The organism is Acinetobacter sp. 24-47-64 (assembly GCF_057737055.1).
This window is the reverse complement of the sequence record NZ_CM173215.1, coordinates 3052157-3073992: the sequence shown is the minus strand read 5'-3', so window position 1 is coordinate 3073992 and position 21836 is coordinate 3052157. Positions and strand designations below refer to the sequence as shown.

Annotated in this window: 22 protein-coding genes; 10 read left to right on the top strand and 12 right to left on the bottom strand. The window is 36.3% G+C overall.

Going from position 1 to position 21836, the window contains the following annotated elements; genetic code table 11:
- Nucleotides 1-266: 266 nt before the first annotated feature.
- From AC1M85_RS14550 to AC1M85_RS14540, 3 genes are read left to right on the top strand one after another with little or no spacing between them, the layout of a single operon-like run.
- Nucleotides 267-503: a helix-turn-helix transcriptional regulator gene (locus tag AC1M85_RS14550; RefSeq protein WP_488213318.1), complete on the top strand. Its 237-nt coding sequence runs from the start codon at nucleotides 267-269 to the stop codon at nucleotides 501-503.
- The gene (locus AC1M85_RS14545) at nucleotides 503-808 is read left to right on the top strand and encodes a CHC2 zinc finger domain-containing protein (protein ID WP_488213317.1); all 306 of its coding nucleotides are present in this window, start codon (nucleotides 503-505) and stop codon (nucleotides 806-808) included. The genes AC1M85_RS14550 and AC1M85_RS14545 overlap by 1 nt, the downstream gene beginning before the upstream one ends.
- On the top strand, nucleotides 808-3288 hold the full coding sequence (locus tag AC1M85_RS14540) for a DUF927 domain-containing protein (RefSeq protein ID WP_488213316.1): 2481 nt from the start codon (nucleotides 808-810) through the stop codon (nucleotides 3286-3288). The genes AC1M85_RS14545 and AC1M85_RS14540 overlap by 1 nt, the downstream gene beginning before the upstream one ends.
- Before the next feature lie 129 nt (nucleotides 3289-3417).
- Here AC1M85_RS14540 and AC1M85_RS14535 read toward each other — a convergent pair whose 3' ends face one another.
- From AC1M85_RS14535 to AC1M85_RS14520, 4 genes are all read right to left on the bottom strand, one after another.
- The gene (locus AC1M85_RS14535; RefSeq protein ID WP_488213315.1) at nucleotides 3418-4920 is read right to left on the bottom strand and encodes a hypothetical protein; all 1503 of its coding nucleotides are present in this window, start codon (nucleotides 4918-4920) and stop codon (nucleotides 3418-3420) included.
- Between the two features lies 1 nt (nucleotide 4921).
- Nucleotides 4922-6007 (bottom strand): DNA cytosine methyltransferase, encoded by a 1086-nt coding sequence (locus AC1M85_RS14530; RefSeq protein WP_488213314.1) that lies wholly within the window; start codon nucleotides 6005-6007, stop codon nucleotides 4922-4924.
- The gene (locus AC1M85_RS14525; RefSeq protein WP_488213313.1) at nucleotides 6008-7042 is read right to left on the bottom strand and encodes a DNA cytosine methyltransferase; all 1035 of its coding nucleotides are present in this window, start codon (nucleotides 7040-7042) and stop codon (nucleotides 6008-6010) included.
- Between the two features lie 289 nt (nucleotides 7043-7331).
- Entirely contained in the window at nucleotides 7332-8525 is a 1194-nt protein-coding gene (locus AC1M85_RS14520) for an MFS transporter (RefSeq protein WP_488213312.1), read from the bottom strand.
- A 217-nt stretch (nucleotides 8526-8742) separates the two neighbouring features.
- On the opposite strand from AC1M85_RS14520, the gene AC1M85_RS14515 reads away from it, so the two are divergent.
- Entirely contained in the window at nucleotides 8743-9444 is a 702-nt protein-coding gene (locus AC1M85_RS14515) for a DsbC family protein (protein ID WP_481592399.1), read from the top strand.
- A gap of 53 nt (nucleotides 9445-9497) precedes the next feature.
- On the opposite strand, the gene AC1M85_RS14510 is transcribed toward AC1M85_RS14515, so the two are convergent.
- The 5 genes from AC1M85_RS14510 to AC1M85_RS14490 all read right to left on the bottom strand — a co-directional run bounded on the left by AC1M85_RS14510 (nucleotide 9498) and on the right by AC1M85_RS14490 (nucleotide 13099).
- Entirely contained in the window at nucleotides 9498-9749 is a 252-nt protein-coding gene (locus tag AC1M85_RS14510; RefSeq protein WP_035268591.1) for a GlsB/YeaQ/YmgE family stress response membrane protein, read from the bottom strand.
- A gap of 149 nt (nucleotides 9750-9898) precedes the next feature.
- A complete protein-coding gene (gene hpt / locus AC1M85_RS14505) occupies nucleotides 9899-10426 on the bottom strand; it encodes a hypoxanthine phosphoribosyltransferase (protein ID WP_035268589.1) in 528 nt (175 codons plus the stop codon).
- A gap of 136 nt (nucleotides 10427-10562) precedes the next feature.
- Nucleotides 10563-10694, bottom strand: coding sequence for a hypothetical protein (locus AC1M85_RS14500; protein ID WP_257219949.1), 132 nt, complete (start codon nucleotides 10692-10694; stop codon nucleotides 10563-10565).
- The gene (gene guaD / locus AC1M85_RS14495; RefSeq protein ID WP_488213311.1) at nucleotides 10660-11991 is read right to left on the bottom strand and encodes a guanine deaminase; all 1332 of its coding nucleotides are present in this window, start codon (nucleotides 11989-11991) and stop codon (nucleotides 10660-10662) included. Before guaD ends, AC1M85_RS14500 begins: the two co-directional genes overlap by 35 nt.
- Before the next feature lie 52 nt (nucleotides 11992-12043).
- Nucleotides 12044-13099, bottom strand: a complete 1056-nt coding sequence (locus AC1M85_RS14490) for a Rieske 2Fe-2S domain-containing protein (RefSeq protein WP_488213310.1) — start codon at nucleotides 13097-13099, stop codon at nucleotides 12044-12046.
- A gap of 164 nt (nucleotides 13100-13263) precedes the next feature.
- Here AC1M85_RS14490 and AC1M85_RS14485 point away from each other — a divergent pair, with 164 nt between their 5' ends.
- A complete protein-coding gene (locus tag AC1M85_RS14485) occupies nucleotides 13264-13827 on the top strand; it encodes a nucleotidyltransferase family protein (RefSeq protein WP_488213309.1) in 564 nt (187 codons plus the stop codon).
- A 68-nt stretch (nucleotides 13828-13895) separates the two neighbouring features.
- Here the strand turns inward: AC1M85_RS14485 and AC1M85_RS14480 are convergent, their stop codons facing one another.
- A complete protein-coding gene (locus AC1M85_RS14480; RefSeq protein ID WP_035268580.1) occupies nucleotides 13896-14858 on the bottom strand; it encodes a TerC family protein in 963 nt (320 codons plus the stop codon).
- A 636-nt stretch (nucleotides 14859-15494) separates the two neighbouring features.
- Between AC1M85_RS14480 and AC1M85_RS14475 the strand changes: the two genes are divergently transcribed.
- The gene (locus AC1M85_RS14475; protein ID WP_488213308.1) at nucleotides 15495-15782 is read left to right on the top strand and encodes a GNAT family N-acetyltransferase; all 288 of its coding nucleotides are present in this window, start codon (nucleotides 15495-15497) and stop codon (nucleotides 15780-15782) included.
- Between the two features lie 21 nt (nucleotides 15783-15803).
- Complete coding sequence (locus AC1M85_RS14470; protein WP_035268576.1) at nucleotides 15804-16091, top strand: GNAT family N-acetyltransferase; 288 nt, start codon at nucleotides 15804-15806, stop codon at nucleotides 16089-16091.
- A 33-nt stretch (nucleotides 16092-16124) separates the two neighbouring features.
- Here AC1M85_RS14470 and mpl read toward each other — a convergent pair whose 3' ends face one another.
- Complete coding sequence (gene mpl / locus AC1M85_RS14465) at nucleotides 16125-17495, bottom strand: UDP-N-acetylmuramate:L-alanyl-gamma-D-glutamyl-meso-diaminopimelate ligase (RefSeq protein ID WP_092768737.1); 1371 nt, start codon at nucleotides 17493-17495, stop codon at nucleotides 16125-16127.
- Nucleotides 17496-17747: 252 nt separating this feature from the next.
- Here mpl and AC1M85_RS14460 point away from each other — a divergent pair, with 252 nt between their 5' ends.
- Nucleotides 17748-18092, top strand: a complete 345-nt coding sequence (locus AC1M85_RS14460; RefSeq protein ID WP_035270328.1) for a DMT family protein — start codon at nucleotides 17748-17750, stop codon at nucleotides 18090-18092.
- Between the two features lie 16 nt (nucleotides 18093-18108).
- Here AC1M85_RS14460 and AC1M85_RS14455 read toward each other — a convergent pair whose 3' ends face one another.
- On the bottom strand, nucleotides 18109-19371 hold the full coding sequence (locus AC1M85_RS14455; protein ID WP_488213307.1) for a DUF2254 domain-containing protein: 1263 nt from the start codon (nucleotides 19369-19371) through the stop codon (nucleotides 18109-18111).
- A gap of 286 nt (nucleotides 19372-19657) precedes the next feature.
- Between AC1M85_RS14455 and purE the strand changes: the two genes are divergently transcribed.
- Together purE and AC1M85_RS14445 are read left to right on the top strand one after the other, a co-directional pair.
- On the top strand, nucleotides 19658-20170 hold the full coding sequence (purE, locus tag AC1M85_RS14450; protein ID WP_035270333.1) for a 5-(carboxyamino)imidazole ribonucleotide mutase: 513 nt from the start codon (nucleotides 19658-19660) through the stop codon (nucleotides 20168-20170).
- A gap of 15 nt (nucleotides 20171-20185) precedes the next feature.
- A complete protein-coding gene (locus AC1M85_RS14445) occupies nucleotides 20186-21307 on the top strand; it encodes a 5-(carboxyamino)imidazole ribonucleotide synthase (protein ID WP_180028799.1) in 1122 nt (373 codons plus the stop codon).
- Nucleotides 21308-21836: the final 529 nt, after the last annotated feature.

Sequence of the window (21836 nt, the reverse complement as noted above, 5' to 3'; positions counted from 1 at the left end):
CGGTTGATTTTTCAGTAATTATGCCTCAGATTACCTTCATCAAGACAAATTAACTTGTCTTGATGAAGGTGGCAGGATGTAAAAACTGCTGAATTTAATGACAGATTTTTTTGTCTTTAATGCTCGTACCTTATTTTGTCAACGTCAAAATTGACTGTTGAATTTATTTTAAAGCCCACAAGGCATATGCAACCTTATAAAAATCGGTTGAAATTTAAAACGTAAAAATTTGTCTGAAAACCCTTAATTAATATAAAGGTAATCAGATGAAGAATATTCCTCTAAACAATACTGAAAAAACACGTTTAATCCGCCGTAAAGAAGTACAAATCAAGACTGGTTTAGGTGCTTCTTCAATTTATGCTCTGATGAAACAGGGTACATTTCCCTACCCCATACATTTATCAATACGTCGAGTTGCTTGGATTGAGTCTGAAATAGATTCATGGATTGAAGATCGTATTGCCAAAAATAACAAGTCAAAAATATGGGGGGCTAAATAATGTCACACCCAAATTTTAAAAATCAAAAATATAAATTTAAGTTAAACAAAAATTTACTCCCATCTGTACCCGTGTATTTAGCTGATCATGGATTTGATCATGACAGATCAAAAACTTGGTCGATGATACTTTGCCCTTTTCATGATGATACAAATCCGAGTTTGAGTATTAATTTGAACCTTGGTTGTTTTAATTGTTTTGCATGTGGAACCAAAGGTGGTGACTTAATTGCATTTCACATGAAATTTAAAAAATTAAGTTTTATTGAAGCATGTAAAGAATTAGGCGCTTGGGAGAAATGCTAATGAAAAATACACAATTAATGCATGAGCGCGCTGAACTTTTTGCACGATCAATAGTGGCGAACCAGAAGGGTTTTAATTTTGAGACTATTTTTGAATATACTGATGAAAATGGTGATGTGATTTATTGGAAGTTGCGGGCTAAAAATCCAGTAAGTGGCGAAAAGTTTATACGATCATTCTCAGAAAAAGATGGCGGATTTTTTTTAAAAGAACCTGATTTTAATATGGTTTTTTCACAAGGTAAGGGAAAAAAACCATTATATGCTTTATCTAGGATTTCAACCGCAAAAGATCAGCTGATATATGTTGTTGAAGGTGAACAAAAAGCTGATTATTTAAACAAACTTGGTTTATATGCAACTACTACTGGTGGTTGCCAAAGTGTCACTAAAACAGACCTGAGTCCGTTATTTGGTCGTTCAATTATTGTGTGGCCTGATAATGATGAACCAGGATTAAAATTTTTAGATGCTTTGAATGAAGCTGTTTGTGAAAAAAATACGTTAGTTTCTGTAATTAAATTGGATGATCTCAATTTAAAAGCTAAAGATGACATCATGGATTGGGTCGCTAAACGTGGGGCAATTGGATTAGATACATCAATCAGCGATGTACAGAACCTTTCTACAGTTCCATATAAGTTGATTGATTTTAAACAGCTTGAAAAAGCTGATGTAGTTGAACCACACAAGCAAAGTAAGTTTTTAGCCGCACCTATGCCCCACAATAATGGTCAGTTTGAGATTACAACAGATGGCATACATTATTTAAGAATGCGTGATGGTGAATTGGATCAATTTTGGTTATCTACCCCTGTTTTAATTTTAGCTAAAACACGAGATGAGACCTCAAACGATTGGGGAAGATTGCTTAAATGGGTCGATGATGCGAATGTGGAGCATACATGGGCTTTACCTATGGAAACTCTACAAACTGATGGGGCAGATATGCGTAAAGCCCTTGCTCAGATGGGTGTTACTCTTTCTACTTCTAGATCAGCTCGTGAACTATTTCAAACATACATAGCAAATTATCCTGTTGATAAATTTGCGATATGTGTTAACAAAGTTGGATGGCATGATCAGCAATATATTTTGCCCGGTAAAGTCATCGGTGGAAATAATGATGGTGAACTCATTGTGTATCAATCTACTCACAGCGTCATTGATAAATATGTGCAAAAAGGTGCATTAAATGATTGGCAGAAGAATGTATCTAAATATGCTGAGAACCATGACTTTTTAGTTTTAGCTATTTCTAGTGCCTTTACTGGACAGTTATTAGAACCTTTAGGTCGTCATGGGGCTGGTATACATTTTAAAGGTAAGTCATCTAAGGGTAAAAGTACTGCTGTTTTTCTTGCTTGTTCTGTATGGGGTAATCCTGAGTCGTACTATCACACTTGGCGCAATACAAGTAATGCTTTGGAACAAACTGCATTTACTCACAATGATGGTTTGCTTGTGTTGGATGAAATTGGTGAGATTCCTAATCCAAAAGACTTGGGTAATATCGTTTACATGCTGATTAATGGTTCTGGTAAAGGTCGAATGACAAAAAGCCTAACTGTGCGTGAGACCGCAAGATGGCGTCTTGTATTTCTTTCTAGTGGTGAAAAAACACTGTCTGAGCTGATGAATGAAGCTGGTCAACAAGCTAAGTTAGGGCAAGAAATCCGATTAATTAACATCGATATAGATCAGTCTGAATATGGTATTTTTGATCGGATTGATTTTGCGGAAAATGCAGCTCAACAAGCATTATTGATTAATAGTAATATCAAAAAATATTATGGAGTGGCTGGGGCCGCCTGGTTGCAGTATTTAACTTCAGACAAAGTCAAAGCAACAGAAATAGCAAAAAATCTACTTGATGAATATGCTCAGATGTTAATTGGCCAGCATAAACAAGGTCATATCATTCGTGTTGCAAATTATTTTGCTTTAGTGGCTGTTAGCGGTGAGATGGCAACAATTGCAGGTATTACGGGATGGAAATCAGGTAGAGCCATTAGGTCAGTTCAAAATATTTTTAATCATTGGATCAGTAATTTTGAGCAAGTTGGTGACTACGAGGATGAAGAAATTCTGAATCAGATACGTACCTTTTTCACGCTTCATGGTAATAGTCGCTTTGAATTGATTAACACTGAATTTAGTGAGCAAACTAAAATATTTAATCGGATGGGGTTTGTTAAGGTGGAATCGGAAGAACGGCAGTTCTATGTTTATCCAGAAATTTTTAAACAAGAAATATGTAAGTCGCTTAATCCTAAAGTGGTTGCAAAAGTATTGAAAAAATATAGGTGGATTGAATGTGATGGTAAATCGTTAACTAAAGTAAAACGTTTACCTGAGTCAGATAAAGTTGCTCGATTCTATGTTTTTAACGCCAATGTGATGATGAATTTTGATATTGAAGCTAAAAGTGAAGTAAAACAAGGTAACAGCAGTAACTTTAGTAACATGTTTGAAAATTAAGAGCTTATTTAGTAACACATGATAAGACTTAATCGTAACAAGTAACAGGGTGTTACTTGTTACGATTTGATATTTACCAATGTTACATTTAAAATGTTTAAAAATCATATATTTAACAAAAAAACAAAGTTACAAGTTATTTACATTCATATATTCGATACTTTCTTGTACAATTGGCCAGTTAATTAGTAGTCCTGTACCAACTCGAAATGGACTACGATTTTCAGAAATTATTCCTAAATATTTTAGGAATGGTATTTCTGCTTGAAATGCTTTCCTAGGATTCCCTGGTGAACGTATAGAGGATGTAAGTATTAATGATAAATCATCTTTCATTTTTTGATACAGATAACTTTTATACTCTGATGCATTAAAACTGAATTTATTTGAAGTTGAATTAAAACTAGCAAAGGCAATTGAATCTGCACTAAATAATTCTTCAGATAATTGGTATAGATAATGCAAAAAAGCTGAAAAATTGCCATATACCAACGCAGTTCCTCTTAAAACTTGCATAGATGTAGATGCATATACCGAATTTTCTTTATCTGCTTCATCGACAAATCTATACCCAACTTTTGTTAAATTACCTTCATTATCAATTAAATTTAGATGGTATAGACCTGAATCAATTACTTCACGATAACTGTGAGCTTGGTTACGTACGGTTCTAGCGTATTCTTCCCAAGCTTGGTTTTCAGTAATAGATCCATTATTTAATTTTTCAACTATTTTCTCTTTAAGTGAATCTCTTCTTCCACTTAAAAAATTGGCAAATTCATGTTTATTTTGTTTAATCAGGCTAGGTCTAGCATTTACAGTATAAACACCTGTATGGGGATCTTTGGTATATATTGGTCTTAATTTTTTATGAAAATAATAATTAAGCCATACATGTAACCAAGTTCGGTCCAAAATAGAATCATCTTTTGTATAACTTAAAAATTTAATTGGATCTGCTGTAGGCATCAGCCTATTTACAGCTGAAATTAATTCATTTGGAAGTTGAAAATTTCTATTCTTAGGGTACGAAGTAACGAACTTAACTTCTTTACAATATTTATAAAAAACATCAGGATAGCTCATTCCTTCTCGAACGTGTGCCCATAAGGTAGATGATTTAGGTCTAGAACTAACAGAGGCTCCTGTTAATAAGGGTGATAAAGATAACTGTGGTTTTCGATAACAAGTAATCTTATTTTCAAAAGGATTAAGTTTTGCTAAATCAGGTTCTTCATACCCATATACACCTACAGGCATTGTATTGGCTGTAAGGTCTAATATATCTGCAATATGATTAGCTGGTGTACTGTGGGAAGTGTATTTTTTAGGTATTACAATAATAGAAGCGTGATACCCTTTATGTAAGTAAGCTAAAGATTGCCCTAGAGCAGTCAGGGTGCCATGTAATCCTTCATTTGTACGCTTAAATTCAACTGCAATATTTAAGTCGTCTGCGACAGATGCATGATAGGAGCTGATAACACCGTCAGCTAAGGGCCATAATCTTCCCCCTTCTCTCCCAGAACCAATTGTCCAACCAGTGGTGTAGCCGCCAGTATTGGCAAAGTAAGAAGGTTGATCATTTCTAATTATATTTGCTATTTCGGTACATGCCCATGTTGCGTACAAGTCATGACTCATCCCCTACGTTCCCCTTGTTATATTCTTCAATGTATTCATTGATCTTTTTAAAGAAAGGTTCTGCCATTTTTGGTGGTACGGCATTACCTGCTTGAATACATTGTTGCTGTCTTGTGCCAAAAAATTCAAGTGTATCTGGAAAAGTTTGTATACGTGCAGCTTCTCTGGGGGTTAAAGTTCTATTGAGGGTAGGGTGAATAGGAAAAGCATTATGACCTGGTACCATAGTAGTAGAGGGTTTATTACGATCTAATCGCTTATAAACATGACTATAGTTTGAAACTTTGCCTGTTTTAGAATCTTTACGTGTCGCATTTTGGAGATGTTCAGGTAAGATATTTAAATCGAGCTTACCTCCTTCAGGTACATAACTCATTCTTTCAGCAACAAGCGGTTTATGTGCTAAAGCAATATGATTAGGAACATCTTTTTCGTTTAAATTAGCAATATCTAGAATTGCTTCTCCAACAGTCGCATATGGTAATAAATTTGGATCTTTATCTGAATGTGTTTTTGGTGGGGCTTCGAAATTGATACCTAATCTATTACCGATCATAAACATACGATGACGTTTTTGAGGTACACCATAATCAGCTGCACAAACAACTTCACACCAAATATCGTTGTAGCCTAATTTTTGAAAAGTTCTGATTACCTCTTGAACGAATAATCCATTATCTAAAGACATAAAACCTTTTACATTTTCCATGAAGAAAAATTTTGGTTGTGTTTCTTCGACAATACGAATGTACTCGTATACTAAGTGATTACGTGGATCTTGTTTAGGGTCATAGCCTTGTGTATTCACAAAGCGTCTTTTTCCAAACATAGAAAATCCTTGGCAAGGTGGTCCACCTACAACAAGATCTACTTCTTTATCACCAATATACTGTTTGATTTCTTCAATTTTAAGATCTTTAATATCTTTGTGTATTAGTGGGATATCTTTAAAGTTATGGCGATGTGTTACTGCACAAGCATCATCTATTTCATTAGCAAATAAGATGTTACAGCCAAGATTTTTTTTAGCTATTAATAAGCCACCAGCACCTGAAAAAAGATCAATACTATTCACTTACTTAACCTTTAATAATTCATTTTTGATAAATTCAGCTAAAACTTCTGAAAATTTTGGTGGTACAGCATTTCCAACTTGATGACCTTGTTGACGTCTGTTACCTGCAAAAATCATCTCATCAGGGAAGGTTTGTATACGTGCCGCTTCACGAATTGTTAAACTACGATGTAGGACAGGATGAATAGGAAAAGCATCATTTCCAGGAACCATAGTTAAACTTGGTTTTTCACGATGTAAACGCTTATAAGTATTACCAAAGTTCTTTCGATACAATTCTTCTGAAAGTTTGTCTTCTGGTAATCGCCCACCTTCAGGGATTAACTTATAACGTTCAATATTTTTTTCAGTATGCTTTAAAGCCACATGGTTAAATTCTGGATCTTCAGGTAAATCTGCTAAGTCATGAATGACATCCCAGCAATTATTCCATTTTTGACAAAGAAGATTCGGATTTTCAGAATGAGTAGGTTCAGGAAATTCAACAGGAAGGCCCACTCTATTACCTAAAATAATGACACGTTGTCTTATTTGAGGTACCCCATAATCAGCCATATTAATTAGCTTGTAATCAACGTTATAGCCCGCTTCTCTCAGTAGGGATAAAACATTTTGTAAGTAGGCTCCTTTGTCCATGGTAAGAATACCTTTTACATTTTCCATGACAATAAATTTAGGTTTTAAATCACTAATTAATTTAGCGTAAGTGATGACTAATTCATTACGTGGATCATGAGCGGATCTCTTTTCTGGATCAGAAGAAGATCGTTTCCCTATGGTTGAAAAGCCTTGACATGGAGGTCCCCCAGCCATTACATCTAAGTCCCCCTCAATAAAAGAAGCAATTTCTTTAGAAGAAATTAATGCAATATCTCTGTTGATAAAGGGAATATGAGGGAAATTTAATTTATGAGTTTTTTCAACCTGTTGATTATTATCAATGCAAAGTTTTGTTGTGAAGCCGTGTCGCTCAAAGCCAATGTGTAGACCACCAGCACCGCAAAATAGATCAACCACATTAAACTGATCAGACATTAAACTTAACTCCAGATAAAAACTGCCGTATTATATGTTATCAAGTAACCAATGCCTAAATTTATATAATATATAATCGAACGACAAGATATGTCGTTACAATGGTTGATCTTAAACTAGTTAAATTAAGTATTAAAATTACATAAAAAGGCACAGATTAGTCACTGGTTTATTTTTATTTTTCTAAGTTTTTGATTTTTATTAATTTGTTTTAATTAATTATGTTCTGTATCGGGAAGTAAACGAGTTTTTATCTGTGGTTTAAAAAGCCCAGTAATGGGCTTTTTGGTTAATTGGCTAAAGGTAACTTGCTTGACTTAACCCTCATCTGCTTTATGAATAAAACAATCAATAAAATTGAAATTGCAATACAGAACCAAATCACTGCATTTGTAAGCCCAAAATGGTCAGCTAAATATCCTACTGCTAGGATGGGTAGAATTGTTCCGAGATAGCCGATAAAGAGATAAGTAGACATGACGGCGGCTCGATTGTGAGGTGTGGTCATGTGATGAATAAGCCCGAAAGCCCCAAGTAAAGCTAAGCCATGTCCAATCCCAAACAGACCATCGCTTAGGAAGAATAACCAGCTGATTTTAAACTCCATACAGAGGAATAAAGCGATCACGCTCATGAAGCAAGTCATGATACCGAGTAATAGGCTGGATTGCGGTTTGATTGATCTTGAAAAAAATTGTGTCGCAGCTGAAATCAGTAAAATGACAGTAATGGCAGAACCACTAATCAGTGGACCGTGCCAAGGCAAAATGTCTTTAACAAATGAAGGAGATAGTGAGGCGTATAAACTAAATCCTGCAAAAACAGCAAATGCAGTCAAGCTCAGTATAAAAAATTGAGTGCGATCATGTGATTGTGGTGTTAATAATTTGGGAGCAAAATTAAATTTTTGCACATCAAAAGGTATAGGTTTGAGTGTAAATAGACTAAAGAAGCAAAATATTGAACCTATCACAATGGGTACATAAGGTATTACCAAAGGATATGCAAAGAATTCAGCAAAAAATCCCCCAAATAAAGGACCTAACCCAAATCCAACAGCAGTAATGATTGAGCTTAATTGTGGTGCAATTTGTTTATGGGAAGTTGGAACAGTTTGAATAAGCCCAATAAGAGCAGATGTTGTCATCAATCCAGATGCGATACCAATGATAAATCTTCCCCATGAGAGAGACATGACATCGCTCGCAAAGATAGACATTAACAAGCCAATGGTGATAAAAATGAGCCCAAGTTGCATAGTTTTTACATAACCAATGGTATTACTGGTTCTGCCCAAAAACAGTAAGGTGGTCAGGCACCCTAGCATGTAGGAAACGAAAATAAAGGTGATATCGCTCGGGTTTAACCCCCATAATTCTTGGTAAATTGGATAAAGTGGGCTAGCAAGCGCTGTTCCAATGGTGCCGATACAGAGTGCGATACTTACGAGAATAAAATCTCGCCACGATTGGTTTTCATTCATTATTTGTCTTATAGAACAGCAGTGCTGATACGAAGATTCATTAGTCTATGTCGACTGTTAAGCATGAGTCAATTATCTTCAATCAGTTAAAATTCAACTGTCATATTTGGTTTCACGTGAAACAATTTATGAGGTTTAAAATTACATAAAAACTGATCTTTGTAGAAAGTAGAAGATTAGAATAAGCAATAATATCCATCAAACATATGCTCAACTTATGTATAAAAAAATTTTAATCAGTGCTTTACTTGCACTGTCTACAAGTTCTAGTTTTGCGAATATTGAATTGCTTCAGCAAAAAATTAAAACGCAGCACCCAAAATTGAATATTCAAAATTTACAAAAAACTGAGATGAAAGGTCTCTATAGCGGATCTTTAGACAATCAGATTATTTATATTGATGAAGAAGCTAAGCATTTATTCTTTGGATCAATGATTCGTATCGAAGATCAAAAAAATCTAACACGTGATTTGGTGCTGAAACATAATTCAGTCGACTTTAAACAACTTCCACTTCAAGATGCCATTAAGACTGTAAGGGGGAATGGTAAGCGTCAGCTCGCGATCTTTTCTGACCCAAATTGTCCATATTGTAAGACGCTTGAAAATAATTTAAGCCAGTTAAAAGATGTGACAATTTATACGTTTATGTATCCAATTAAATCTCAATCGATCCAGCCCTCTAAACAAGTTTGGTGCTCCGCAAACCGTGAGTTTGCATGGAATGCCCTTTTACAAAAGAATCAACAACCAACAGCCCAAGCTGATTGTTCAAACCCTATTGAAAGAAATTTGGAACTTGGACGTCGTCTAGGTGTTCAAGGAACGCCAGCAATTATTTTTGAAAATGGATTTAAGGTAACAGGCGCTTATCCAGCTTCAGAAATTGAAAAAATTTGGAAAGAGCTGAACTTGTAAAATCTAGTTCATAGAAATTAAAAAAAAGCACCTTAACAAGGTGCTTTTTTTCGTTAAGATTTTTTGGTAACGAGGTTATAAATAAACAGAACGATAATTGCACCTATGACTGAAGCAATAAAACCTGCCGATGAGCCTTCGGGATAAATATTAAGAAGGCGTCCACCATATGTAGCAAGTAATGAACCAGCAATACCTAATAACGTCGTGACGATGAAGCCTGCTTTATCGTCACCAGGATGAATTGCGCGAGCAATTAAACCTGCTATAAAACCGATAAGAATAGCTCCAATAAGTGAAAACATACTTGTTCTCCTTTTTATCATGAATTTTTATTGTGTCGCTCAAATATAGTTGATTATGTATTGATGTTTGAAAAGAAGAATCACGCTACATGTTGTTGTTATTTTGTTGTTTATAAAAAAAGTGGCATATGCCACTTTCTTAAAAAAAATTACAGACCGATTTCACCAATGAATGGAATGTGACGGTATTTTTGATCGTAATCTAGTCCATAACCTACGATAAATTTATCTTCAACTTCAAATCCTAGAAACTCTACTTCCAAGTCGATCTCTCTTCGAGAAGGCTTACTGATCAGCGTGCAAAGTTTGATAGAGTTTGGCTCACGAGTTTCAAGGATTTCTACCACTTTACTCAGCGTATTGCCTGAATCGATGATGTCCTCTACGACAAGAACATCTTTACCACGAATTTCACCATCAAGGTCTTTTAGAATTTTAACATCACGACTAGAAGTCGTTCCACTGCCGTAACTTGAAACTGTCATAAAGTCGAGTTCGTGTGGTTTTTCAATGGTGCGGCATAGGTCTGCCATGAAAATCACTGAACCGCGAAGTAAGCCTACAAGAACCAATTCTCGATCACTATTTGCATAGTGAGCATTAATTTGATTACCAAGTTCATTAACTTTCGCTTGAATTTCTTCAGCGGAAATCAACACTTTCATGTCAATGGTCATGGGTAGATACCTAAAACAACAATTCTAAAATTAAAAAAGGTGTTGACCTGCAACACCTGAAATATGCTTCAATTTTAAAACATATCCCAGAATGTTGCACCCTTTTTAAAAAAACGAAATGTAACCTAATGGTTTTTTAATGCGCATCACGTTTAAGCACGACAGCACAAACTAAGAATACAGCACCAATCAACACATATTTTTTAATTGGGTGTTGTGGTTGAGTCTGAGCATTAGGATGCTGATTGTTGATATGCTTTTTGTCCATAAATATAAGTCGCCTCAATATTTCGATCATCACCCATGGTAAACAATGCGAAAAGTGCATCTTCAATATTTTTAGCGCGTTGTTGTCTTAATGTTTGTAATGCAGTGGCATTCAAATTTAATACAACAAAATCCGCTTCTTTTCCAATATTAAAGTTACCAAGTTTATCCTCGAGCGCTAATGCTTTTGCTCCACCTAGGGTCGCATGATAAAGCGATTCAAATGCAGATAATTTGTCGCCTTGGAGTTGTTGAACTTTATAGGCTTCATTCAACGTCTGAAGCTGATTAAATGAAGTCCCCGCACCGATGTCTGTGCCAAGACCGACTTTGACTTGTTTATCCCAGGTTTTTTTCAATGGAAACAATCCACTTCCTAGAAAGAGGTTTGAAGTCGGGCAGAAGGCGATTGCAGAGTTTGTTTGATGCATACAATCCCATTCATGCTCTTCTAAATGAACGCAGTGAGCGAAAACAGATTTATTGCCTGTTAATCCATAGTGGTGATACACATCTAAATAGCCATTTTGCTCAGGAAAAAGCTCTTTCACCCAAGCGATTTCATTGGTGTTTTCACTCAAATGAGTATGAATATATACATCAGGATATTCAGTTTTTAACTGCCCTGCTCTTTTTAATTGTTCTGCTGTAGAGGTAGGCGCAAAGCGAGGCGTAATGGCATAAAGGTTTCGACCTTTACCATGCCATTTCTCAATCAATTCTTTGCTATCTGTATAAGCATTTTCAGCGGTGTCTGTCAGTGCTTCAGGTGCATGACGATCCATCAATACTTTGCCTGCAATCAAACGCATCTGGTATTGTTCTGCCGCTTCAAATAGTGCATCAACAGATTCTTTATGAACTGTACAAAAAACCAATGCAGTCGTTGTGCCATTTTTCAGCAGCTCATTGACAAAAAAGTGTGCAATTTGGTCTGCATAAGCTTTGTCTTGAAATTGGATTTCTGTAGGAAAGGTATAAGTGTTCAGCCATTCGAGTAATTGTTCGCCATACGCACCTACCATTTCAGTTTGAGGAAAGTGAATATGCGTATCGATAAAACCAGGAACAATCAGTTGATCTGGGTAATGCTCAACTTGGATAGAAGATTTAAGCTGACGGAGCTGTTGTTGCCCATCTTCCCAACGACCAAACCATTGAATTTTACCCGCTTGAGTAATCAATAAACCATCTTCTACGTAACGCACTTGGTCGTGAATTTCACGCGCTTGGGCAACCGTATTCTGAATATCTAGGAAGCGACCGCGAATCGCCGTCGATGCAACTACAGAAGACATTTAAAACCTACACTTTTAATTTTTTCGGTTGATTGTAACTGATCTATTTTAATTAAACTGTATATCGTTTGCTGAGCCCCCACTCTGCGAGAATACGACGATAAGTAGTCGAAGATCGATCAGCTTCAAAATGCGCTTCCATCATTAAATCAAGCGGTAATTCCTCAGGTTTTTGCGATTCTACGATATCTTGGTCTTCGGCAAAAATTTGAGCATTAAAATCATAGACTGCTTGTAAATCTCCAGTCTGATCAAAATTACGTGTCAAAGGAACAAATAATCTGGTTTGATTGACAGATACAGGACAACACGCATTCAAGATTTTTAAAATCCCATTGTCTGGAAAATCTACAGTTAATATTGCTGAAAATGGTGGGTAAATATCAAAAGTTCTTTTCCACTCAAAACCTTCTGGCTCTAGGTGTTTCAAAGCATGCGGGTAATTACTGACACCACTAATATAAATTGTTTTTAAACCATAGTCTGTTCTCTCAGTATGGTATTTCGGTACAACTGGGTTGTTTCGATCTGCAAAAGCTTCGTGATGCACCCATGCAAAGTGAGCAACATCAATAAATCCTTCGAGTTGACGACCTGCTGAACCTGCAATATCAACGTACGGAGGTAAAATAGACTGATGATCAGGATGATCCCAAGTGTCAAGTTGAGGAATATTATTGTGTTGAAAATCACGTCCATGCAAGCTAGTCCAGACCAGTCCATATCTCAAAATTACTGGAAATTGGGTTAAGCTAAAACGGTCAGATATCTTAGTTAAATCAGGTTGAGCAGGAATTTTCGTACATTTCCCTGCAAGGTCGAATCTTAGCCCGTGATATCGGCAAATAATTTCTTCACCCTCTACCCATCCTTTGCTTAGAGGTACACCTCGATGAGGGCAGATATCACGCACTAATCGAATTTCCTCCTTGTCAGTTTGGTAAATCGCCATTTTTACATCAAGTAAAGTGACCTGATGTGGTGTGGTTGAAACATCTTGAATACGAGCCACTGGATACCAATATTGCGCGAGAATTTCCCAATCTTGTAAGTCGAAACTACATTGGCAAGGTGCACTGAGTGGATTTAATGCGGGAATCATATTCATCGTCATTTCCTAAAAAAAGAGCTCCGAAGAGCTGCGCTAAATTTACTGAGCTTTTTTCTTTGGAGATGATGCAAGATCTTTGCCAACCGTCTCTTAACATTTAAAATTGGAGAGCTGAGTGGAAATATTAAATTCTAATCAAAATATATAAAGTGAATTTACCCATGGACTTATATGAGAAGTTAAGCCATTTAATACGATCTAATGCAGATATTTATGAACTTTTACATTGTTTACGGCAGATTGATAGTGCGGCCTATTTTAGTGCGGGCTTGATTCGAAATTGGATCTGGTCTTATTTACATAATCAAAATTATTCTATTTTTGAAACTGAAATTGATGTCATTTATTTTGATCCTTCAGAAAAAATGGATGAGAGACGAAATTATTTAAAGGGTGCACTTCAACATAGATATCCTAATATTCATTGGGACATTACAAATCAAGCTCTGGTACATCATTGGTATAGAACTGATGAAGGTACACAAATTGATCCATATACTTCAGTACATCATGCTATGAGTTTTTGGCCAGAAACGGCAACCGCAATCGCCATCAAATTAATGGAGAATAATCATATTGAAATTCTCGCACCTTTGGGGATTGAAGATTTATTTACTTTAAAATTAAGGTGGAATGATCGTTTGGTTTCACGTGGAGTCTTTGAACATAGGCTTAAGTCAAAATGTTTTTTGGAACGATGGCCTAAGTTAAGCATTGTGAATTAGATGGCTCATCTAAGGATATAAATAAAGCCTTCAGATGAAGGCTTTATTGAATTCAACAAAGTTTGACCTTATAAGGTCATTTGATGATGTTTTTTACTATAACGGATTGAAAGCCATGCAGTAATTGAAAGGACAATCACGATAAAACTTAATGAAATCCAAATTGGCATATGAAATACGTCAAGCATAAGCATTTTGAAACCGATAAAAATTAAAATAGCCCCAAGTCCATAAGGCAAATAATGCATTTTTGAAGCGGCTCCAGACAGTAAGAAAAACATAGCCCGTAGACCGAGGATAGCCATCAAGTTAGCTGTAAGGACGATAAAAGGATCAGTGGTGACCGCAAAAATCGCTGGAATAGAATCGACTGCAAAAATAACATCAGATGCCTCGACTAAAATTAGCACTAAAAATAATGGGGTTGCCCATAGAACGCCATTTTGCCTTACGAAAAACTTATTTCCTTCCAACTGTGGAGTAATTCGCATGTGTTTACGTAGCCATTTCAGAATGGCCATATCTTCAATATTTGGATCATCCTCTTGTCCTTTAAGGAATTTAAATCCAGTGTATACAAGGAAAGCACCGAAGATATAGAGGATCCACGAAAATTCCTGAACGAACCAAGCACCGATAAAAATAAAAATTGTTCTGAGAATAATAGCGCCCAATACGCCATAAAGGAGTAATTGACGTTGAAGTGCAGGAGGTATAGCGAATGCAGCAAAAATCATTAACCACACAAAGACGTTATCAATTGCAAGCGACTTTTCCAGTAAGTAGCCGGCAAAATATTCCATAACTTTCGTATTGGCTACGTTTATACCAGCGGTATTTTCTAGATATAGCCATAGTCCACCACCAAAAAGTGTTGCGACAGTGACCCATGCAATACTCCAATAAGCAGCAGTTTTAACTTTAACTTCTTGACCTTCTTTTTGTTTAAAACCTAGAAAGTCAATTAAGAGCATAATCGTGACGATGCCAAAAAAAATGACATAAAGCCAAATATTGCCTATGGTTTCCATAGTGATCTCCAATACTGGCAATTGATTTTGGCATAAAAAAACCTCGACCAGTTGCCAGATAATAATTCTGAAACAACATGATCAAGGTCTTGCCTACACCATTTTGATTATGCATTTTAGATAATCGAAATGATGCTCAGATACCGACTTCTTTCAAAGTGTAATGACGATATTCTGACACAGTATTTAAGTACTGTTGGAGGAGGCTACTCCCCTTGTTCAAATTTGATAATAAATTACGTTGAAATCGTTTCATTTGATTTCGAGTGCACAAAGGATGACACACTTATAAGTTGTGTGCAAATTATTTAAATGGGTTATTAAATTTGTCTTTAAAAATTGAAATTAATAAGATTATTGCAATGATGATCAATACTACAATTGATATTAAATAGATATCCATTTCATTTACTCATTAATGTTTTAACAATAATAATACATTTATATATTAAAAAAATAACATTTAATGATTATGACTGACAATCTATATTTTTGTTTTTTATAATATTTCTTTTTTTAAAATAAATTAAAGTTTTGAATTTGTAATTGATAGACAAGTTTGTCCCATTTTTTCATAGTGTTATGTAAATATGTCGTTCTAATCTATATTTAATAACGAATGATAGGATAATGATAATGTTAGAAATTAAACATCAAGAAAATGGATCAAAAGGTGAGTTTTTTATTGGTGAAGATGGCCATCATTTAGCTGAAATGACTTATTCATGGGCAGATGAAGATAAATTTATTATTGATCATACTTGGGTTGATGATTCATTAAGAGGGCAAAACGTGGGACGTCAACTTGTTGACCGTGCGGTGGAATTAGCTCGTCAAAAGAATGTTAAAATCCTACCGCTTTGTCCATTTGCTAAATCTGTTTTCAACAAAGATGAAGCAATCCATGATGTTCTGTTTAAATAAAATCATACAGTGAGCGGTCATATGCAGTTTGAACATATCGATAGTGTGAAAGGCGGTGAGTTTTATCTCACGGACGCAGATCAATCAAGAATTGCAGAAATCAGCTATCGTTACCAAACTCCACAGATCATTATAGCGGATCATACTTGGGTCGATGATCGTTTACGTGGACAAGGAACTGCAAAGTTATTGTTAGATCGACTTGTAGAATTTGCTCGTACAGAAAAATTAAAAATTGTTCCAACTTGCTCTTATGTGGTTGTCATGTTTAAGCGTTTTCATAATGAATATCATGACGTTATCGCTTAAATATAAAAAAGCCCGCAGAGCGGGCTTTTTTATTTATTCTTTTGCTTTGAGTGCTTGAATGAGTTTTTGATGCAAACCACCAAATCCACCGTTTGACATGATCACAACGGCATCCCCCTCGCCTGCTTCATTCACGACATTTCGGATGATCTCTTCTAAAGTACGCGCTACCACAGCTTTATTCGGAGCAGCTTCAACAACAGGTTGTAGATCCCAATCTAAACCCTCAGGTTGATACCAAATCACTTCATCTGCCAATCGAGCAGAATATGCTAAACCATCTTTGTGGCTTCCCATTCGCATCGTATTTGAGCGCGGCTCAATAATAGCCCATAGTTTACGTTCGCCTAGTCGTTTACGAGCACCATCCAGTGTTGTGTCAATTGCTGTTGGGTGATGAGCAAAATCATCGAAAACTTCAATACCTCGAATGGTATCGAGGAGCTCCATACGGCGTTTTACACCACCAAAATTCGATAATGCTTCGCATGCAGTTTCAATGGAAACACCAACATGCTCTGCAGCTGCAATGGTTGCTAAAGCATTTGCAACGGAGTGTTGACCTGTCATCGACCATTGGACTGTACCTTTTACTTCGCCGTCTTTTAAGACTTGGAAATGAGTACCATCTGCAGAAAGTTGGTTTGCAGAGATAGTTGCTTGATCATGAGATTCAAGCGATGTACGGACGATCGGTGTCCAACAGCCTTGTGACAAAACTTCATCAATATTTGATTCAGTGATTGGTGCGATGATACGGCCTTCACTTGGAATAGTACGAACCAAATGGTGAAATTGTTTTTGAATGGCAGCGAGATCATCAAAGATATCTGCATGATCAAATTCAAGATTATTCAGAATAGCTGTCTTTGGATGGTAATGAACAAATTTAGATCGTTTATCAAAGAAGGCAGAGTCGTATTCATCTGCTTCTACACAGAAATATTGACCTCCGCCTAGACGAGCACTTTCTTTAAATCCAAGTGGTACACCACCAATTAAAAAGCCCGGTTCCAAGCCCGCTTGATCTAATACCCAAGCTAACATCGTGGTAGTGGTTGTTTTTCCGTGTGTACCAGCAACCCCTAATACATGTTTACCTTGTAGCACATGGTCGGCAAGGAACTGTGGTCCAGAGATATAGGGTAAACCCTGATTTAGCATGTATTCAACGGCGTCAATTCCACGTTTCATGGCATTACCAACGATCACTAAATCTGGGTGTGGTTGCAAATGACTACGGTCATAACCTTGCATTAAGGTAATACCCGCATTTTCAAGTTGTGTCGACATAGGTGGATACACATTTTGGTCCGAGCCTGTCACTGTGTGCCCTAGGTCTCGAGCTAACAGTGCTAACGATCCCATAAAGGTGCCACAGATTCCCAAAATATGCAGATGCATGATGATTTACTCCACTACTCTTTTCGACACAAACATCTTTTTGGTGCTGTTGTCATGTGTTATTTGATTTGATGTCAACGATAACAAGGGTCTTGGTGAAAAGATAGTGATTATTAGAAGGCATTCCGTAAAATTTTGCAGAAATAAATTTTTAAACTTATGAGCTAAAATATATGAATATTTTTAATCTAGTATGATGAAACGAAATGATTTAATCGTAGAATAACGCGGACGATTTAACTTGAGATTTAAATGATTTATTTACCTTTATTGCTTCTGATTTTAGCAAATTGCTTTATGACTTTGGCGTGGTATGGTCATTTAAAATTTTTGCCGCATGATGCCCCTTTATGGCAAGCCATTCTATTTAGTTGGATCATTGCATTATTCGAATACAGCTTAATGATTCCTGCAACCAAGATGCTGGCTCAAAATGGCTGGGCTGTGGGACAAATGAAAATCACTCAGGAAGTCGTTACGCTATTGGTATTTGTTCCTTTCATGATTTTCATGTTTAAACAGCCTTTCAAATTAGATTATGTATGGGCTGCACTTTGCTTATGTGGTTGTGTCTATTTTGTATTTAGAACACCATGATTCAAAAGGATGAAGATTAACTAAAGTTCTTTTCATATTCCCGAACTAATCTTTGACGATCAGGTTCAAAATCAAAATGTTTTAAGCAGCGTGCCAAGATTTCATGTGCCATTTCATGAGCAGCTTCCCGTAGTTCCGGTTCAGATACATTTTTTTCAATCATGGATAAGCATTTAATTATTCTTTGATTTAATTCGATATTACTTATACAGTCCCGTGCCATCGGTGCAAAGCTACTGCTAATAAACTCACGAATATCAAACATATCGACACTGATATTTGAGAAATTAAAAGTTTTCTGTTCTGGATCTGGCTGACTATCAATAATAATCCGCGTTAAGGCATTGATCGCACTAATTGCTGAACCCACATCATTAATTGCAGCTGACATCGCTTTTTGTCCAACCTCGCTCATGACCAATAAACCAAATCTTGGGTCTTGTAAAAAGCTACGGTTCGTTTCGATAATTACGTATTCATGAATTTGTTGTTCTAAATTTTTTAATTCTTCATCATCTATTAGATTTTCTGCAAAGACTTCAATCAGAACCAGTGATGGGTCTACAAATTTCCCAGGAAGAAAAGCAAGATGAATATGTGCATTGTGAGTTTGAGCAAGAAGATTTAAGGACTCAATATCAAAATGAGTAAAATAACCTGTCTGTTTTGGGTGTATTTTGAGTTGGCTTTCGCCCAATGGTTTTTGTCCAGAAGCGCCAAAGTTGGGGTGTGTACGGAATGTACTTAAAGCTTGAGATGCTGCTGTTTCAATTTTAGAAATAGCATTGGTTAATGTGCCAAGCTGAGACAATGTTTGTACCCAGCGAATTAATGTCACAATCAAATAAATGAGAACCAAAATGGTACTTACGAATAAGACAAATCGACCCGAAACGCCATAATATTGTAAACCTAAAGCGATTTTTGCGATGACGGCATAGATAAATGCGGAAATAAAACTGGTAATTGCGAGACGAGTATTATCATCATTCATCATCAGCTTATAAGCACGTGGCGTACCACTCGATGAAGCTGAAGCAAATGCGGCAACCATAATCGAAAGTGAAAATGTAGTGACCGCCAGCATACTCGAAGCAATGATATCCAGTAGGCTACTTAGTGTTTCAATACTGATATTTGGAACCGCGTGTGATGGAATAAAATAACGACTTGCAGTTGCAAATAAAGAGAAAAAAATCGCTAATAAAGCTCCAAGTGCTGGTGTAAACCATAAATTTTCTGCAGGGTTATTCCACCATAATTTCAGTTTAAACCACATGCTATATTCTCCTTTTTATTTTTTAATTTGAATGGTTTAGTTCAGTTTAATCCAAATTCAATTTCAATTTATCTTGAATGAGCCAGATGTTTAAGGTGGATGAGGCAGAACAATGACCAATCATAAAATTCATTTTTATGTCTATTAACAAGTATATATTTTTAATCCTTATTTTATCAGCTTAACTTTAGACCTATTCATTTTCAGTCTATAATAGTGAGTTCTTATTAAAGCTTGGCTCTCGTCGAGATTTATCTCTCTTACTTTAATCTCTGGAAACATTGCAATGAATGCGGCCGCTTCACAAGACACTCCTCTCGTTGGAATTATCATGGGCTCTCAGTCAGACTGGGCGACACTCGAACACACTGCCAATATGTTGAATCAGCTTGGTGTACCCTTTGAAGCGGAAGTTGTTTCAGCACACCGTACGCCAGATCGTTTGTTTGAATATGCTGAGCAAGCTCGTGATCGTGGTATCCAAGTGATTATTGCGGGTGCTGGTGGTGCAGCGCATTTACCGGGTATGTGCGCAGCGAAGACTGATCTTCCTGTTCTAGGTGTGCCGGTTAAATCTTCGATCTTGAATGGTGTTGATTCATTGCTTTCCATTGTACAAATGCCAGCAGGTATTGCTGTCGGTACATTGGCAATTGGTCCTGCAGGTGCGACCAATGCTGCGATTATGGCGGCACAAATTTTAGGTTTAACTCGCCCAGATATTGCAAAGAATGTAGCCGATTTTCGTTTAGCGCAAACTGAGAAAGTTGCGAGTAAAAATATTCCTGGTCAAGCTTAATTCGAGAGAAATCTTATGGATAAAACCATCGGTATTTTTGGTGGCGGTCAATTGGGTCGAATGATGGCGCAGGCGGCACTTCCATTAAATATTCAATGTACTTTTTTTGAAGCAAGTACAGACTGCCCTTCTGCTGCTTTGGGTCCAGTGATCTCAACTCAAGCTAAAAATGGCTTACAGGATTTCATTAATAGTGCAGAAGTCTTTTCTTTAGAATTTGAAAATACGCCATTGTCAGATGTAGACGTATTAACTGAAACCAAGCAACTGCATCCCCCGCGTCAGGCTTTAGCGATTGCTCAACATCGCTTGTCTGAAAAAGCGTTATTTGATGAGTTAGATATTCCAGTAGCACCTTACAAAGCGGTGACATCACTAGAAAGTTTACAAAACGCGGTCGCTGAACTTGGTCTTCCAATCGTACTAAAAACTTCACGTGGTGGTTATGATGGTAAAGGTCAGTTTGTCTTACGCACTGCGGATCAAATTGATCAAGCATGGGCGGAACTTGGTCCTGCGGGTGAATTGATTGCTGAAAGTTTTGTGACTTTCTCGCGTGAAGTGTCAATCATTGCAGTACGTGGTCAGAATGGTGATGTGAAAACATGGCCATTGGCTGAGAACCACCATCACAATGGTATCTTATCGCACTCGATTGTCCCTGCACCGAACAGTGTAGATCTACAACCTGTAGCACAAGATTACGTCACTCGCTTGCTTAACCATTTGAACTATGTCGGTGTGCTGACGCTTGAGCTATTTGTGACGGACAAAGGCTTATATGCTAATGAGATGGCGCCACGTGTACACAACTCAGGTCATTGGTCGATTGAAGGTGCTGTGTGCTCTCAGTTTGAAAACCATATCCGTGCTGTTGCAGGCTTACCTTTGGGTTCAACTGAGATAATTCGTCCAACGGTATTGGTGAACATTATTGGTGAGCATCCAAAGACTGAAGATGTATTGGCTTTAGAGGGTGCTCATTTGCACCTTTATAATAAGTCAGAACGTGAAGGTCGTAAAATTGGTCATATTACCTTAATGCCAATCAATAGCTCAGAATTGACTACACTCTGTCGTCAGTTGTCGAAAATTTTACCAAACCCATTAGCATTAAGTGAAGATATGACCATCTAAACTTTAAGTTGCTGATAAAAAAAGCGATCACACGAGTGGTCGCTTTTTTATTTATCTTGTTTAAGGCATGATTGCGCCTCTTTAAAAATCACTGGCCATTGGTCGGATGAAATTTTAAAAAATTGCATAATAATTATACTATTAGTTCTGATTAGAACACATATTTTGAACTGTGTATAAGTTTGATTATGGCTTATGTGAGCCATCTTAACTTTGAATTCAAAGCGGTTTTAAATTCAAATAAAATGCATACGCAGTTTTTAAATTTAAAATAATAGGCTTGCAGGATATTTTGAATTCAAAGTTACTATTGAGGTTTGAATTCAAAAATGTATTTAAAGATTTATATTTAAATTCTTATCTATTAATTAAATTAAATTAAATTAAATTATTTTAATATTTATAATTTTCAATGATTTATGTTAATTTGTGGTATTGGGTGACTGTGGATAAGTTTTTTTGAATTTAAATATTGTGTGGCGGTTTAAATTTAAATTCAATAACAAATGAATTTAAAACTAGGTTGTGG

Excerpts from the sequence above, each read along its gene's own strand:
- guaD (WP_488213311.1), bottom strand. The coding sequence starts at position 11,991 with ATGTCTTCTGTAGTTGCATCGACGGCGATTCGCGGTCGCTTCCTAGAT.
- AC1M85_RS14510 (WP_035268591.1), bottom strand. The coding sequence starts at position 9,749 with ATGTTTTCACTTATTGGAGCTATTCTTATCGGTTTTATAGCAGGTTTA.
- AC1M85_RS14540 (WP_488213316.1), top strand. The coding sequence starts at position 808 with ATGAAAAATACACAATTAATGCATGAGCGCGCTGAACTTTTTGCACGA.
- AC1M85_RS14500 (WP_257219949.1), bottom strand. The coding sequence starts at position 10,694 with ATGGACAAAAAGCATATCAACAATCAGCATCCTAATGCTCAGACTCAA.
- hpt (WP_035268589.1), bottom strand. The coding sequence starts at position 10,426 with ATGACCATTGACATGAAAGTGTTGATTTCCGCTGAAGAAATTCAAGCG.
- AC1M85_RS14485 (WP_488213309.1), top strand. The coding sequence starts at position 13,264 with ATGGACTTATATGAGAAGTTAAGCCATTTAATACGATCTAATGCAGAT.
- AC1M85_RS14455 (WP_488213307.1), bottom strand. The coding sequence starts at position 19,371 with ATGTGGTTTAAACTGAAATTATGGTGGAATAACCCTGCAGAAAATTTA.
- AC1M85_RS14445 (WP_180028799.1), top strand. The coding sequence starts at position 20,186 with ATGGATAAAACCATCGGTATTTTTGGTGGCGGTCAATTGGGTCGAATG.
- AC1M85_RS14545 (WP_488213317.1), top strand. The coding sequence starts at position 503 with ATGTCACACCCAAATTTTAAAAATCAAAAATATAAATTTAAGTTAAAC.
- purE (WP_035270333.1), top strand. The coding sequence starts at position 19,658 with ATGAATGCGGCCGCTTCACAAGACACTCCTCTCGTTGGAATTATCATG.
- AC1M85_RS14480 (WP_035268580.1), bottom strand. The coding sequence starts at position 14,858 with ATGGAAACCATAGGCAATATTTGGCTTTATGTCATTTTTTTTGGCATC.
- AC1M85_RS14470 (WP_035268576.1), top strand. The coding sequence starts at position 15,804 with ATGCAGTTTGAACATATCGATAGTGTGAAAGGCGGTGAGTTTTATCTC.
- AC1M85_RS14525 (WP_488213313.1), bottom strand. The coding sequence starts at position 7,042 with ATGTCTGATCAGTTTAATGTGGTTGATCTATTTTGCGGTGCTGGTGGT.
- mpl (WP_092768737.1), bottom strand. The coding sequence starts at position 17,495 with ATGCATCTGCATATTTTGGGAATCTGTGGCACCTTTATGGGATCGTTA.
- AC1M85_RS14475 (WP_488213308.1), top strand. The coding sequence starts at position 15,495 with ATGTTAGAAATTAAACATCAAGAAAATGGATCAAAAGGTGAGTTTTTT.
- AC1M85_RS14520 (WP_488213312.1), bottom strand. The coding sequence starts at position 8,525 with ATGAATGAAAACCAATCGTGGCGAGATTTTATTCTCGTAAGTATCGCA.
- AC1M85_RS14515 (WP_481592399.1), top strand. The coding sequence starts at position 8,743 with ATGTATAAAAAAATTTTAATCAGTGCTTTACTTGCACTGTCTACAAGT.
- AC1M85_RS14460 (WP_035270328.1), top strand. The coding sequence starts at position 17,748 with ATGATTTATTTACCTTTATTGCTTCTGATTTTAGCAAATTGCTTTATG.
- AC1M85_RS14550 (WP_488213318.1), top strand. The coding sequence starts at position 267 with ATGAAGAATATTCCTCTAAACAATACTGAAAAAACACGTTTAATCCGC.
- AC1M85_RS14490 (WP_488213310.1), bottom strand. The coding sequence starts at position 13,099 with ATGAATATGATTCCCGCATTAAATCCACTCAGTGCACCTTGCCAATGT.